The organism is Arthrobacter sp. Soil_C_49 (genome assembly GCF_057656635.1).
In genome coordinates, this window is sequence record NZ_JBDGJZ010000001.1 from 165,406 (window position 1) to 178,470 (window position 13,065).

Genomic DNA, 13,065 nt, shown 5'->3' on the forward strand with positions numbered 1-13,065 from the left:
CTGGCCCCAGGACTGCAAAAAGGTCCAGCCTTTCCTGATCTCAGGCTTCCGTCACGGGCGCGCCGGCCTGCGGTTCTTCGCGCGGGACGAGCTTCAGGGAAACGGAATTGATGCAGTACCGCTGATCAGTGGGGGTGGGGTAGCCCTCGCCGTCGAACACGTGCCCGAGGTGGGAATCACAGGTGGCGCAGCGCACCTCCACGCGCTCCATGCCAAGGGTGCGGTCATGGATGTAGCGGACGGTGCCTTCTGCCAGCGGTGCGAAGAAGGAGGGCCACCCGCAATGGGAATCAAATTTCTCATTGCTGGTGAACAGATCCGCCCCGCACGCCCGGCACTGGTAGACGCCGGCAGTATGGGTGTCCCAGTACTCACCGGTGAAGGGACGCTCCGTGCCCGCCTGGCGGAGTACATGGTATTCCTCCGGCGTGAGCTCCTGCCTCCACTCGGCGTCGGTCTTCTGGACGCCGGGCTCGGCGGCAGGGGACTCGGGAGCCGGACCTGTGTCCTTGTTTCCGAAGATGTTTTTTCCCAGGATGTTGTTTCCGAAGATGCTCATAGCCTTGTCAACGCTCAGGAGTCGCCGATAAATCCCGAACCTGCGTACAGGTGCAGGACGGGCAGGCCCAGTTGGTCCTGGGCCTTGTTCGCCCAGTCGGTGTGGAACGTATCTGCAACGGCGTGCGGCCGGGTGATCACCACGGCCTGGGAAGCACCGCTTTCCTTGACTTTGGCTACCAGGCCCTGCACCGCGCCGCCGTCGACTATTTCTCCCGTGACGCCGGCGCCGAGCCCCGCCAGCGCTGCCAGCGACACCGCGAGGGTCTCCGCCGCCTGGGCCCGTTCGGTGGCTGGATCCGGCGTGTGGGATGTCAGTTCGCGGAAGGCCTTGGCGATGTCCAGCATCGAGAGGTTCTCGAGGAAGTCCACCAGCAGATGGCGTTCGGTGTTCGCCGGAACCAGGACCAGCAGCCGGGTGTCTCCTCCGTCCACAAGACGCTCGATGTTCAGGCGGTCGTCCGCGCCCAGGGGTTCTTCAGTCAGGATGACGATGGGATCACTCATGACCTTAGCCTAGTCCCGCGCAAGGTGCGGCCGCACTGGTTCAGGGGCGTGACGCGTTCAGGGATGTGCCGGGCTTAACGACGTGCCGGGCCCGTGCGCCCCTGGCGGCAAATACGGCCTGCCGGCGCAGGGGCGGTAAGAATAGTTCCATGGCACTTTTCCAGCGCAGCAGCCCCGCACCCCTCCTGAGTCCGAAGGATTCCGGCACCGGCCTGTCGCTGCGGACCAAATGGGCCATCGGCGGGGCTATCGGCGGAGGCGCGCTCGCGGGGCTGCTGGCCACGGGATCCTCGGCGCTCGCCGTCTACTTTGCCCGCCGGGTGATCACCCCCGCACGCCAGCGGGCCGCGAACCAGGAAGTGCTGGCCGTGATCCGGGATGGCAACGGGCAGCAGGTGATCATGGCAGCCAACGAGGACACCACCGTTGACGGGACCTACGGGCTTTTTTTCGACGGCGGCAAGGGGCACGCCCGCATTGGCCGCATCGTCTCCTACTCTCCTGCTGAGCGCACGGTGTCCCGCGAGGTCGAAGCGGTGTACGCAGGGGACCTGGGCAAGGCCCGCTGGGGCTGGTGGAGCGGGGCTCTGTATCCGGACCCGGCCGCCGTCGGAATCCCTGCCGAAGACGTCATGATCGAGGTGGACCGGGGCCAGGCGCCCGCCTGGCTGGTCCGCGCCGGCGGAACGGCACGGACCTGGGCTGTCATGGTCCACGGCCGGGGCGCCACGCGGCAGGAAGCCCTGCGCGCCGTCGGGCCTGCCCTCGAGCTGGGGCTGTCGACCCTGGTGGTCTCCTACCGCAACGACGGGCTGGCGCCGTCGGCGGATGACGGACGCTACGGCCTCGGGTCAACCGAGTGGCGCGATATCGAAGCCGCCATCGAGTATGCCCTGGCGAACGGGGCCGAGGAGATTGTGCTGTTCGGCTGGTCCATGGGCGGCGCCATCTGCCTGCAGACTGCGGATCTGTCCCGCTACCGGAACCTGATCCGGGCCATGGTGCTGGATGCACCGGTCATTGACTGGGTGACCGTACTGGCCCACCACGCCCAGCTGAACAAGATTCCGTCACTGGTGGGGCGTTACGGGCAACTCATGCTGGGGCACCCGCTGGGACGGCGGCTCACAGGGCTGTCCGCACCGGTGGACCTCAAGGCGATGGACTGGGTGTCGCGGGCGGTTGAACTGCGCACTCCCACGTTGATCATCCACAGCGTGGACGACGAGTACGTGCCTTACGGCCCGTCCGCGCTTTTGGCTGAACGTAATCCGGAAATGGTCACCTTCGAGGCTTTCAACCATGCCCGGCACACCAAGGAATGGAACGTTGACCCGGAGCGCTGGGAGCGCGTGGTCAAGGCGTGGCTGCGGAAACAGCTGGCCCCGCGTCTGAATCCGGGTGCAGCCCGGCAGGAACGGGACGCTGCAGTGGACGAAGACCGGGCCTAGAAGTCGCTGGCGGTGCTTAGTCCGACGAGCGTCAGCCGATCGGGTGGCCCTGGCTGCAGGTGTTTTCTCCCGGCAGGACTTCATGCCCTTGAAGGCACGTCACCGACGGCGGTGGCGGCTCTTCGTGGGCGATGAAGAAAAGGCTGCTCCTGCCATGGCTGATGCCGGCATCCTCGCGCTGCAGCCAGGATTTGTGAGCGTGGCTTTTTGTACCCTCGTGGGTATCATGCGCAGCATGCCTGAATGGATTTGTGACCACGGCGACCGTGACCTTTCCCACCGTCACTGCTCCTGCAGCAATTCAGCGGTGCAACGATTATAGGCCCGCAGCATGAAGATGGCCCCGTGATTTGGTTCTCAAACTCCTACGACAGCGAGCTGATGGGTGCCGTCACGGCTTTGGTGAGGCGGATCAGGTCAGCAGGAGCGAGTTCGATGTCCAGGCCGCGTTTTCCGCCCGAAACCAGCAGCGTCTCCAGCGCCAGGGCGCTGCGGTCCAGGACTGTGGGGGAGGGAAGCCGCTGGCCGAGCGGGGAGATGCCGCCGAGTACGTACCCGGTGCGCCGCTGGGCGGCGGCGGGGTCAGCCATCGCCGCCTTCTTGGCACCCATGGCCGCTGCGAATGCTTTGAGGTCGAGTGTGCCGCTGACCGGCACGATGCCCACCGCCAGCCTGCCTTCCACCTCCACCATCAGGGTTTTGAAGACCTTTGCAGGTTCGATCCCCAGCGCCTGGGCAGCTTCGGCGCCGTAGCTGGCGGCGGCGGGATCGTGATCGTAGGGATGCAGCACAAAGGGAACCCCGGCGGCCGCCAGTACGGCGGTGGCCGGAGTTCCCTGTGATGCGTTTTTGCGTCCCATCGGGTACGGGCGGACGGCTAGGAGCGCACAGCCGTGGAAGCGGCAACCTTGCGCTTGATCCGTCCCAGCATCGCCGTCATCCCGCGCATGCGCAGCGGCGTGATGGCGCGCGTCAGGCCCAGCAGTTCCGGCATGTCATCCGGCACGGCGAGGATCTCTTCGGCAGACAGCCCGTCCAGGCCTTCGTGCAGGACGCCGGCAAACCCGCGGGTGGTGGGAGCCTCTGCCGGGGCCTTGAAAAAGAGCCGTACCGTACCGGCAGGGCCCTCGCCCTTTTCCGTCTCGATGGTCAGGAACAGCGGAGACTGGCATTCCACGACCTGTTCGAGCAGCTCGGGATGGTCCTTGAGCCGGTCGGGCAGTTCCGGCAGGCCCTGCGAGAACTCGAGCAGCAGTTGCAGCCGCTCGGGCTCCGTCAGGGCCTGGAAGTCGTCCACAATGGCCGCAAGGGCGGTGGGCAGTGCTTGAGTAGTCATCATTCCAAGTTTACGCGGGATCCAAAGGGGCCGGGTCAGGCTCCGACCGCGACCGGAAAGGACCCGCGCTCGGCGCCCTTGACGATGGGAACGCGTACGGCGTTGCCCCACTCGGTCCAGGAACCGTCGTAGTTGCGGACGGTTTCGAAGCCCAGGAGGTACTTGAGGGCGAACCAGGTGTGGCTGGAACGCTCGCCGATGCGGCAGTAAGCCACAACGTCGTCTCCTTCGGTCAGGCCGGCCTCGCCCAGGTAGAGGGCGTCGAGTTCCTCGCGGCTGCGGAATGTTCCGTCCGCTGCGGCAGCGCGGGCCCACGGAATGGAGGCAGCCGTGGGAATGTGGCCGCCGCGCAGCGCGCCTTCTTCGGGGTAGGCCGGCATGTGGGTGCGCTGGCCGGTGTATTCCTCGGGGGAGCGGACGTCGATCAGGGGCTTGCCCAGGTGGGCCAGGACGTCTTCCTTGAAGGCGCGGATCGGAGCGTCATCTCGTTCCACCACAGGGTAGTTGCCCCTGGCCGGTGCGGGCTTGTCCGTGGTCAGTTCCCTGCCCTCGGCAATCCACTTGTCCCGGCCGCCGTCGAGCAGCCGCACATCGCGGTGGCCGAAGAGGGTGAAGACCCACAGGGCGTAGGCAGCCCACCAGTTGGACTTGTCACCGTAGATCACCACGGTGCTGTCGCGGGAGATGCCCTTCGACGCCGCCAGTTCCGCGAAGGCGGCCCCGTCCACGTAGTCGCGGGTCACTTCGTCGTTCAGGTCGGTGTGCCAGTCAATCTTCACGGCACCGGGGATGTGCCCCGTTTCGTAGAGGAGTACGTCCTCGTCGGACTCCACTACCACCAGCTGGCCGCTTTCCACTGCACCGTTTTCCACGGCGGCGGCGAGCCACTCAGTGGAGACGAGGCGCTCCGGGTGGGCGTAGGCAGCGAACTTCTCGTTCTGTTCAACGGGGTATGGCATAACGTTGGCCTTTCATTGAGGACACGGGAGACCCGCGGGACCGGTGTTGGGACCTGCTCCCACACTAGCCAGCGCCCCAAGTGATGTCCGTATTCCGTTAACAGGACGAAATGTTGGCTTCATCACGCATCCGCCAAGTGTGGCCGGCGCCACCGGGAGCCGCGGTGCATTGCCGGTATCCTTTCTGGGGACCAACCACCAGCAGAACGGACCACCTTGGTACAGATCGAACAGCTTGCCGCCCGAACCCCGTCGGTATCGGTGGATGAGCTCCTCAAGGGTTTCTATCCTTCGCCGCGGTTCGGCCAGGTGTCCTTTGCAAGCTACAGGCCCGATCCCAAGCAGCCCAGCCAGGCACATGCCGTGCGCGCCCTGCAGAGCTTTGCCGAGGGCGTAGGGTCCGGTGACGGGGGCGGCCTGTTTAAGAAACTGTTCGGGAAGAAGGACACTTCCCGCGCCGGCATCTATCTGGACGGTGGTTTCGGCGTGGGCAAGACCCACCTGCTCGCCTCTCTCTGGCACGCCTCGCCCGGGCCCAAGGCCTTCGGCACGTTCGTGGAATACACCAACCTGGTGGGGGCCCTCTCCTTCCGCAAAACCGTGGACGCGCTGAGCGGCTACAAGCTCGTCTGCATCGACGAATTCGAACTCGACGATCCGGGCGATACCGTGCTGATGTCGCGGCTGATGCGTGAACTTGCGGACGCCGGCGTGAAGCTCGCGGCCACGTCCAACACGTTGCCTGGCTCCCTGGGCGACGGCAGGTTCGCCGCGGTGGACTTCCAGCGCGAAATCCAGGTCCTCGCCGACCAGTTCGACGTAGTCCGGATTGACGGCGAAGATTTCCGCCACCGCGGGCTTCCGGCAGCCCCGGCGCCCCTGAAGAACAGCGAACTGTCCGCGCACATGAAAGCCGAGTTCGACGGCAAGACGGTGGCCCAGGACGAGTTCAGCACCCTGATCGCCCACCTGGCCGGTGTGCACCCCAGCCGGTACCGGCAGCTGATCGATGGCATCGACGGCGTGGTGTGGCGCAACGTGGGAACCATTACCGAGCAGGCGGTGGCGCTGCGCTTTGTGGTGCTGGCCGACCGGCTTTATGACAAGGATGTGCCCATCCTGGCCAGCGGTGTTCCCTTCGACCAGCTGTTCACCGAGGAAATGATGACCGGTGGCTACATGAAGAAGTACTTCCGCGCCGTCTCACGCCTCACCGCCCTGGCCCGTGAAGGCCAGAACCACGAACCGTCCTAGCCTGAAGCCGGCGGCCGGCGCGGGTTCAGCGCCGCCCGGACCGCCAGGCCGGCAGCCAGCGCCCAGAAGGCGGAGCCGACGCCGGCAAAAGCCAGCCCGGAGGCAGCCATCAGGAAAGTGACGGCCGGGGCTATCCTGTCCTCCGGGTCCGCCAGGGCCGCCGAGACGGAACTTGCCAGGGTTCCCAGGAGGGCCAAGCCCGCCACTGCTTCGAGCACTCCCGCCGGTGCGGCGGCCACAAGGGAAACCAGTGCAGTGGAGAACGCGGCCAGTACAAGGTAGGCAAGACCGGACGTAAAACCGGCGATCCACCGCCTGCTCCGGTCCGGCCCCGCTTCCTCACCGGCGGCCAGCGCGGCGCTCAGTGCGGCAAGGTTGATGGCGTGGGCGCCGAACGGGGCCGCCAGGGCAGTTCCCGCCCCCGTTACCAGCATGGATGCACGCCACGGTGTTTGGTAGCCGAACGACCGGAGCACAGCCACCCCCGGAACGTTCTGGGATGCCATGGTCACCACAAAGAGCGGCAGGGCGATGCCGGCCATGGCCTGAAGAGTGAACTCAGGGGTGGTCCAGTCAAAGGTGGGAAAGATCGTGGTGCCTGCCAGCGATGTTCCACCCGTGGCCAGGGAAACCCCAATCACTGCCAAGGCCACCAGCAGCGCTGCCGGCACCGACCAGCGGGGCGCGAACTTCATCATCAGCAGCCAGCAGGCGATGACAGGGGCTATGAACAGCGGGACGCTGCCCAAGGCTTTGAACGGGGCGAGGCAGAGCTGCAGCAGGACGCCGGCCAGCATCGCCTGCGCCAGTGTTGCCGGGATCTTGGCCATCAGCCGCCCCAGGGCGGGGACCAGGCCGGTCATGGCGATCAGTATCCCTGCGGCAAGGAAGGCGCCGACGGCGGCCGGCCACCCGCCGTCGACCGTTCCTGACGTTGCCAGCAACGCAGCCCCGGGAGTGGACCACGCGAGGGTCACCGGCACTTTGGACCGCCAGGAAAGCCACAACACGCCCACCCCCACCACCACGGTGAGCGCCAACAGGCCGGAGGCAGCCTGCGCGGGGTCGGCCCCGACTGCCTTCAGCCCGGCCAGGACCACGGCGAAAGACGAGGTGAAGCCCACTAATGCGGTGACAATTCCTGCCACAACCGGCCTGGAATCCAGGGTGGATTGCCTGCCGCGCCGGTGGGCTTTGAGGGATGCGGGGGACTTCGCCATACGGGCAGGTTATCGGGACTGTTCCACCAGCCTTCAATCGGGCCGGGGCGGACCAGCCCGCGATGGGGTTGTCCTTAAACGCCAAAGGTGCGGGTGTCGCCTCCCGGCGGGACCCGCACCCCGTTGACGTACTAGGGCAAAGCCCTGGCCAAATCCTGTTTACGGAGCCTTGTCAACCGGCGGAACCGGGTTGACCGGCGGAACCTGCTCGGCGGCAGGTGCCGCGCCTGGGGTTCCGTTCTTGTCAATGAGCTTGGAAGCGCCATTCTGGATTTTGTCGACGTGACCCGAGTACTTGCCCCCGGTCTTGGTGTCGACGAAATCGCCGGCCTTGGTGAGGCCGTCCTTGATGGCCTGCTCGTTGCCATGGATGAGACCTTGAGCCTTGCCCTTTAGATCGTCAATCAGTCCCACGAGCACCTCCCTTCAATCGCGGAGCCAGGTCGCTCCTTGCGCCTTCGATCCTAGCCCTGCCGGGGAGGCGTGCCAAGGAAATCAGGGGCTTTGGGCGTTCGCCCGGAGCGGATGCAGGAACATCGGCCACCAGGCAGGCATGAAAAAAGCAGCTCCGGAGAGCTGCTGAATGTGGGCGATACTGGGATCGAACCAGTGACCTCTTCCGTGTCAGGGAAGCGCGCTACCGCTGCGCCAATCGCCCGGAACCGGAAGACCGGCGGATGGGTTTAGGGGAAGTAAGAGAGCGGACGACGAGATTCGAACTCGCGACATCCACCTTGGCAAGGTGGTGCTCTACCAGCTGAGCTACGTCCGCGTGTGCAGGATGAACCGGTAAACCGGAGTTACTGCGGGCAAGTTGCCTTGCCAGTGGGCGATACTGGGATCGAACCAGTGACCTCTTCCGTGTCAGGGAAGCGCGCTACCGCTGCGCCAATCGCCCATGTCCATTCGGAGATAATCCGAAAAACCATGGTTTTCACCGAGGTGGGTACGGGATTCGAACCCGTGTATACGGCTTTGCAGGCCGCTGCCTCGCCTCTCGGCCAACCCACCGTGTTAGCTCAGATTCATAAGAACCTTTGCCGTGACAGTGTCCTGCGAGCGGACGACGAGATTCGAACTCGCGACATCCACCTTGGCAAGGTGGTGCTCTACCAGCTGAGCTACGTCCGCATTTTGGAGGGCTGATTCGCTGCCGTTCCCGGCATTTCCTCGCTTTCCAACGAGTAAAAACAATATAGGAGGTTCGGGGATTCTCCAAATCGGCGCCCGGCGGGGAAGACGCAGTGGCGCTGCTTCCCAGTGATAGCGCGGTTTTTGGCAAGTTACAGGCATGTAATTCCCGACGGCGGTACCTGGGCTGTGCGCGCGGGTTCCTGTTGCGGAGGGCCCGGGGCGGGGGAGCGGCGCCTGGGTCGGTCTCTCCCGTAGGCCGGCTTGGCTGCGCGGTGAAGTGGCTGATCTGGTGCCGGATCCGGCCGATTTCCGAAATGGCCGCAAGGTCCGCTAACATTCAAATGCATCAGGGCGATTGGCGCAGTGGTAGCGCGCTTCGTTCACACCGAAGAGGTCACTGGTTCGAACCCAGTATCGCCCACCGCACATGGTCCGTTTCCGCTCATCAGTAGCGGAAACGGACCTTTTTTGTGCGTGCGGACATTCTGTCAGCCCCTTGTGAAAGAGTTTTTCTTATGACAGCTCCACTTCTTGCCCACGTCACGGAATACGGGCGGATGTACGCCCGGTCCACCTCCGAGCAGTTCTCGGTGCCGTCCATCACCACAGTGATCGGCCAGCAGCCGCACGGGCTTGACGGCTGGTTCGGATATATGGGCGCCAGCAGCCTGGCCAAGGATCCGCTGCTGGCCGACTGCCTGGGGAGTCCGGCCAAAATCAAGCAGGCGGTCAACCGTGCGGCCAAGGCAGCGGAGACCTACCGGGACGAGGCCGCCAAGCGCGGGGACCGCGTGCATTTCTACTGCGAGCAGGTGGCCCTGCGGGCCCTGGGCCGCCCGCACGGCATGAAGGAGGCGCGCGCGGCCTTGGCAGACAACGGCGAAGAAGCCTTCGCCGTCCGGTTCGACGAATGGTGGGAGCTTTTCCAGGTTGAGCCCATCGCCCCCGAGATCACCGTCTGGAACAACTCCGTGGGGTATGCCGGAACCCTGGACCTCGTGGCCAGGATCAACGGCCGCATCTGCCTCATCGACTACAAAACCAAGGGCACCACCCGCGACGGCCTGGTCAAGCCGCTGGATGACAAAGTAGTGATGCAGCTGGTGGCCGGCATGAAAGCCGAGGAAAGCCTTGTGGACCCGGAAGCCGGGACCTGGGAGCCCTGGAAATACGGCGAAAACCCGGTTCTGCTGGCCGTGGCCATTGGCGAGACCGAGGTCCGTCCCGTCCGAGCCAACCCCGACGTCCTCAAGCACCACTGGTGGAAGTTCTGCGCCCTGCGGCGTGTCTGGGAGCTGTCCGCGGACACCATTTCAGCTGGCACGGCGCTCCTGCCCATCGCCCCTCCTCCGCTGGCCCAGGTACAGCCCGCCTAGGAATGCCCGGCGCACGGACAGCCCCGGAGTTCTCTGCGCCTAAACTGGATTGGTCCCCTTTGCCGCCTACCGTAAGGACAAACAGCGCATGGCTATTCTGAATATCCGCATCATCGGTGATCCTGTGCTCCGCACAGTTGCCGATCCTGTGACGGATTTCGGGCCTGAGCTGGCCAAGCTGGTGGCGGATATGACCGAAACCATGGAGGACGTGGACGGCGCCGGCCTCGCCGCCCCTCAGATCGGCGTCAGCAAGCGCGTCTTCACCTACCGCATCGACGGCGTGGAAGGGCACATCATCAACCCCGTGCTCGAAAACAGCGAGGACTTCCAGCCGGACCACGTGGAAGGCTGCCTCTCCATCCCGGGCCTGGGCTTCCCGGTCAAGCGATACCGCGCCACCCGCGTCACTGGCGTAGATATGCACGGCAACCCCGTCACCCTCGAGGGCGAAGGAATGCTGGCACGCTGCTTCCAGCACGAGAACGACCACCTGGACGGCATCCTCTACACGGACAGGCTGGAAGGGGAGGACCGCAAAGCTGCCCTGCGTTCCATCCGCAACGCCAACTACGACTCCATCACGGAAAAGACGACGGCGAAACGCGCCAAGACAGTCGGCTCCAGCTTCGGGGGCGCGAGCTTTGGCAGCGGAGTTTCCGGGTCCAGCTTCGGTGCAGGCGCGGCCGGTACCAACGGGTGAGGGTCCTTTTCGCGGGAACCCCCGCCGTCGCCGTCCCGTCCCTTGATGCGCTCGTCGAAGCAGGCTTCGACGTCGTTGCCGTCCTTACCCGGCCGGACGCGCCGATTGGCCGGAAGCGTGTGCTGACCCCTTCGCCGGTGGCCGCCCGGGCAGCCGAGCTGGGGATCGAGGTGATCCACGCGTCCCGGATCAACGATGAAACCACTGCCCGGATTTCCGCGGCCAATCCCGATGTCGCCGCCATTGTGGCCTACGGCGGGCTGGTTCCGCCGCCGGCACTGGGCATCCCGGGGCACGGATGGATCAACCTGCACTTCTCCCTCCTTCCCGCTTGGCGCGGTGCTGCCCCCGTGCAGCGGGCCGTGATGGCGGGCGACGACATCACCGGCGCTGTGACCTTCCAGCTGGAGGAGGGCCTGGACACCGGGCCGGTGTTCGGAACCCTGACGGAAACGGTGGGGCCCGAGGACACCGCGGGGGAGCTCCTGGAACGGCTGTCGCACAGCGGCGCCGTGCTGCTCGCCCAAACCCTCTCGGCCATCGACGCCGGCAAGGCCGCCGCTGTGCCGCAGACCGGTGAGGTCTCCCTGGCGCCCAAGCTGACCCTCGACGACGGCCGCCTGGACTGGAAACACCCGGCCCTGGCGATCGGACGGCAGGCGCGGGGAGTCACTCCGGAGCCGGGAGCCTGGACGGTCCTGGCGGGCCAGCGCGTCAAGCTGGAGCCGGTGCGGCTGCGGCCTGACGTTTCACAGCTGGCGCCCGGCGCCGTGTCCGTCGACGGTAAGAGCGTGTTGGTGGGAACCGGTTCGCACGCCGTGGAGCTGACCCGGATCCAGCCCGCCGGCAAAAAAATGATGGCCGCTGCCGACTGGGCACGCGGCATGGCTTCCCTTGAAAGCGTGGTGTTCGAATGAGCGGTTCCGGCGACAATCAGGGCGGCCGCGGAAGAACCGGCGGCGGCCAGCGCGGAGGAAGCGGCCGCGGCAACGGCGGGCCGCGCGATTCCAGCAACCGCAACGCCAAGGGCCGGGAACGGAACCGGGCTTCCCAGCGCAGTTTCACTGAAAACGCGCCGTCCCAGCGGACACGCCGGGCAGATCCCGCCCGGCTGGTGGCGTTCGAAGTCCTGCGGGCTGTGGCCGCCGAGGACGCTTATGCCAACCTGGTGCTGCCGGCACGGATCCGGCACCACGGACTGGACAAGCGGGACGCCGGGTTCGCCACCGAACTCAGCTACGGGGCCCTTCGCGGCCAGGGAACCTACGACGCCATCCTGGCCCGCTGCGTGGACCGTCCGCTGGACCAGCTGGACCCGGCCATCCTCGACGCCCTCCGGCTCGGAGTCCACCAGCTGCTGGCCATGCGGGTTCCCGCACACGCAGCGCTGGACCAGACCGTGGGACTGGCCCGCGCCGTCATCGGCGCGGGACCCTCAGCCCTCATCAACGCCGTCCTCCGCAAAGTCGCTGCGCACACCCTCGAGGAATGGCTGGAGCTCCTGACCGCCGGCGAAACGGATGAGACCAAGGTAGCGTCCCTCCGCCACGCGCACCCCGAGTGGATTGTCCGCGCCATGCGCCAGTCGCTGGCGGCGCACGGGCGCCCGGCCTCGGAAATCAACGACCTCCTCGAAGCGGATAACGCCGCACCGGTGGTCAACCTCGTGGCACTGCCGGGCATCGGAAGCCTTGACGAGGCCCTTGAAAACGGCGCCGCTCCGGGTGAACTGGTGGAAGGTTCCGCACTGTCCAGCGGCGGTGACCTGGGCCGGCTTGCCTCAGTGAGGGAGGGCAGCACCAGGGTCCAGGACGTCGGCTCGCAGCTGGTGGCACGGGCCATGGCGGCCGTTGACCTGCGCCCGGATCGCGGCGCCGGCGATGCTGATGGGGCTGACGCAAAGCACGACGGCGAGGCCTGGCTGGATTTGTGCGCAGGCCCGGGCGGCAAGGCTGCTTTGCTCGGTGCGCTGGCAAGCCAGAGGGGCGCCACGCTGCTGGCCAATGAACCTGCACCCCACCGTGCCAAGCTGGTCAGCCAGGCGCTGTCGGCCGTGCCCCGGGAAACCTGGCAGGTCAGGACCGGCGACGGCCGCGACGTGGGTACCGAAAAGCCCGAGTCGTTTGACCGCGTCCTGGTCGACGTCCCCTGCAGTGGCCTGGGCGCGCTTCGGCGGCGGCCGGAGTCCCGCTGGCGCCGCACGCCCAAGGACCTGGCCGACCTCGGCCCGCTCCAGCGTGAACTGCTCGCCTCCGCACTGGCTGCTGTCCGCCCCGGCGGCGTGGTGGCCTACGTGACCTGCTCGCCCCACCCGGCCGAAACCACCGCCGTGGTCAGCGACGCCCTCCGCAAGCGCGATGACCTGGAGCTGCTGGAGGCCGGACAGGTCCTGGACAGTGTGAGCCTGACCGGGAACCTTGGCGCAGGGCACGAGTCCACCGCCCAGCTGTGGCCGCACGTCCACGGCACCGACGCCATGTTCCTTGCCCTGATCCGCAAAAAGCCCTGATCTGTGAAGCACTGACCAGTAAAGCCCTGATCTTTAGCACTGATCCGCAACAAGCACC

14 protein-coding genes and 6 tRNA genes are annotated in these 13,065 nt (G+C 66.1%); 7 read left to right on the forward strand and 13 right to left on the reverse strand.

Annotation, left to right across the window (positions count from 1 at the left end):
- Positions 1–40: 40 nt before the first annotated feature.
- Positions 41–559, reverse strand: coding sequence for a peptide-methionine (R)-S-oxide reductase MsrB (gene msrB / locus AC3A4Z_RS00715; protein WP_498709381.1), 519 nt, complete (start codon positions 557–559; stop codon positions 41–43).
- 14 nt (positions 560–573) lie between these two features.
- Entirely contained in the window at positions 574–1,065 is a 492-nt protein-coding gene (locus AC3A4Z_RS00720) for a hypothetical protein (protein WP_050055452.1), read from the reverse strand.
- Between the two features lie 149 nt (positions 1,066–1,214).
- Between AC3A4Z_RS00720 and AC3A4Z_RS00725 the strand changes: the two genes are divergently transcribed.
- The gene (locus AC3A4Z_RS00725) at positions 1,215–2,516 is read left to right on the forward strand and encodes an alpha/beta hydrolase family protein (RefSeq protein WP_498709382.1); all 1,302 of its coding nucleotides are present in this window, start codon (positions 1,215–1,217) and stop codon (positions 2,514–2,516) included.
- Positions 2,517–2,547: 31 nt separating this feature from the next.
- On the opposite strand, the gene AC3A4Z_RS00730 is transcribed toward AC3A4Z_RS00725, so the two are convergent.
- The 4 genes from AC3A4Z_RS00730 to AC3A4Z_RS00745 all read right to left on the reverse strand — a co-directional run bounded on the left by AC3A4Z_RS00730 (position 2,548) and on the right by AC3A4Z_RS00745 (position 4,811).
- Positions 2,548–2,796 carry a hypothetical protein gene (locus AC3A4Z_RS00730; RefSeq protein ID WP_498709384.1) on the reverse strand — a complete coding sequence of 83 codons (249 nt, stop codon included), beginning with the start codon at positions 2,794–2,796 and terminating at the stop codon, positions 2,548–2,550.
- 85 nt (positions 2,797–2,881) lie between these two features.
- Entirely contained in the window at positions 2,882–3,376 is a 495-nt protein-coding gene (gene ybaK / locus AC3A4Z_RS00735) for a Cys-tRNA(Pro) deacylase (protein ID WP_498709387.1), read from the reverse strand.
- A gap of 17 nt (positions 3,377–3,393) precedes the next feature.
- Complete coding sequence (locus AC3A4Z_RS00740) at positions 3,394–3,852, reverse strand: SufE family protein (RefSeq protein WP_493971528.1); 459 nt, start codon at positions 3,850–3,852, stop codon at positions 3,394–3,396.
- Between the two features lie 35 nt (positions 3,853–3,887).
- The gene (locus AC3A4Z_RS00745; RefSeq protein WP_498709388.1) at positions 3,888–4,811 is read right to left on the reverse strand and encodes a sulfurtransferase; all 924 of its coding nucleotides are present in this window, start codon (positions 4,809–4,811) and stop codon (positions 3,888–3,890) included.
- Between the two features lie 216 nt (positions 4,812–5,027).
- Here AC3A4Z_RS00745 and zapE point away from each other — a divergent pair, with 216 nt between their 5' ends.
- Positions 5,028–6,065, forward strand: coding sequence for a cell division protein ZapE (gene zapE / locus AC3A4Z_RS00750; protein ID WP_493971526.1), 1,038 nt, complete (start codon positions 5,028–5,030; stop codon positions 6,063–6,065).
- Here zapE and AC3A4Z_RS00755 read toward each other — a convergent pair.
- From AC3A4Z_RS00755 to AC3A4Z_RS00785, 7 genes are all read right to left on the reverse strand, one after another.
- Positions 6,062–7,285, reverse strand: coding sequence for a benzoate/H(+) symporter BenE family transporter (locus AC3A4Z_RS00755; protein ID WP_498709389.1), 1,224 nt, complete (start codon positions 7,283–7,285; stop codon positions 6,062–6,064). The two genes, zapE and AC3A4Z_RS00755, sit on opposite strands and share 4 nt — an antisense overlap.
- Before the next feature lie 159 nt (positions 7,286–7,444).
- A complete protein-coding gene (locus AC3A4Z_RS00760) occupies positions 7,445–7,699 on the reverse strand; it encodes an antitoxin (protein WP_050055608.1) in 255 nt (84 codons plus the stop codon).
- Between the two features lie 172 nt (positions 7,700–7,871).
- Positions 7,872–7,943, reverse strand: a tRNA-Val gene (locus AC3A4Z_RS00765).
- Positions 7,944–7,984: 41 nt separating this feature from the next.
- Positions 7,985–8,057, reverse strand: a tRNA-Gly gene (locus tag AC3A4Z_RS00770).
- A 54-nt stretch (positions 8,058–8,111) separates the two neighbouring features.
- Positions 8,112–8,183 (reverse strand) — tRNA-Val (locus AC3A4Z_RS00775).
- Between the two features lie 42 nt (positions 8,184–8,225).
- Positions 8,226–8,296, reverse strand: a tRNA-Cys gene (locus AC3A4Z_RS00780).
- A gap of 47 nt (positions 8,297–8,343) precedes the next feature.
- Positions 8,344–8,416 (reverse strand) — tRNA-Gly (locus AC3A4Z_RS00785).
- 352 nt (positions 8,417–8,768) lie between these two features.
- Here AC3A4Z_RS00785 and AC3A4Z_RS00790 point away from each other — a divergent pair.
- The 5 genes from AC3A4Z_RS00790 (at position 8,769) to AC3A4Z_RS00810 (ending at position 13,007) form a co-directional block, all read left to right on the forward strand.
- Positions 8,769–8,840, forward strand: a tRNA-Val gene (locus AC3A4Z_RS00790).
- Positions 8,841–8,934: 94 nt separating this feature from the next.
- Positions 8,935–9,795: a cytochrome gene (locus AC3A4Z_RS00795; protein ID WP_498709393.1), complete on the forward strand. Its 861-nt coding sequence runs from the start codon at positions 8,935–8,937 to the stop codon at positions 9,793–9,795.
- Positions 9,796–9,883: 88 nt separating this feature from the next.
- Complete coding sequence (gene def / locus AC3A4Z_RS00800; protein WP_498709395.1) at positions 9,884–10,498, forward strand: peptide deformylase; 615 nt, start codon at positions 9,884–9,886, stop codon at positions 10,496–10,498.
- Entirely contained in the window at positions 10,495–11,415 is a 921-nt protein-coding gene (fmt, locus tag AC3A4Z_RS00805) for a methionyl-tRNA formyltransferase (RefSeq protein ID WP_498709397.1), read from the forward strand. Before def ends, fmt begins: the two co-directional genes overlap by 4 nt.
- On the forward strand, positions 11,412–13,007 hold the full coding sequence (locus AC3A4Z_RS00810; RefSeq protein WP_498709401.1) for an RsmB/NOP family class I SAM-dependent RNA methyltransferase: 1,596 nt from the start codon (positions 11,412–11,414) through the stop codon (positions 13,005–13,007). Before fmt ends, AC3A4Z_RS00810 begins: the two co-directional genes overlap by 4 nt.
- Positions 13,008–13,065: the final 58 nt, after the last annotated feature.

Excerpts from the sequence above, each read along its gene's own strand:
- msrB (WP_498709381.1), bottom strand. The coding sequence starts at position 559 with ATGAGCATCTTCGGAAACAACATCCTGGGAAAAAACATCTTCGGAAAC.
- AC3A4Z_RS00720 (WP_050055452.1), bottom strand. The coding sequence starts at position 1,065 with ATGAGTGATCCCATCGTCATCCTGACTGAAGAACCCCTGGGCGCGGAC.
- AC3A4Z_RS00725 (WP_498709382.1), top strand. The coding sequence starts at position 1,215 with ATGGCACTTTTCCAGCGCAGCAGCCCCGCACCCCTCCTGAGTCCGAAG.
- ybaK (WP_498709387.1), bottom strand. The coding sequence starts at position 3,376 with ATGGGACGCAAAAACGCATCACAGGGAACTCCGGCCACCGCCGTACTG.
- AC3A4Z_RS00740 (WP_493971528.1), bottom strand. The coding sequence starts at position 3,852 with ATGACTACTCAAGCACTGCCCACCGCCCTTGCGGCCATTGTGGACGAC.
- AC3A4Z_RS00745 (WP_498709388.1), bottom strand. The coding sequence starts at position 4,811 with ATGCCATACCCCGTTGAACAGAACGAGAAGTTCGCTGCCTACGCCCAC.
- AC3A4Z_RS00755 (WP_498709389.1), bottom strand. The coding sequence starts at position 7,285 with ATGGCGAAGTCCCCCGCATCCCTCAAAGCCCACCGGCGCGGCAGGCAA.
- AC3A4Z_RS00795 (WP_498709393.1), top strand. The coding sequence starts at position 8,935 with ATGACAGCTCCACTTCTTGCCCACGTCACGGAATACGGGCGGATGTAC.
- def (WP_498709395.1), top strand. The coding sequence starts at position 9,884 with ATGGCTATTCTGAATATCCGCATCATCGGTGATCCTGTGCTCCGCACA.
- AC3A4Z_RS00810 (WP_498709401.1), top strand. The coding sequence starts at position 11,412 with ATGAGCGGTTCCGGCGACAATCAGGGCGGCCGCGGAAGAACCGGCGGC.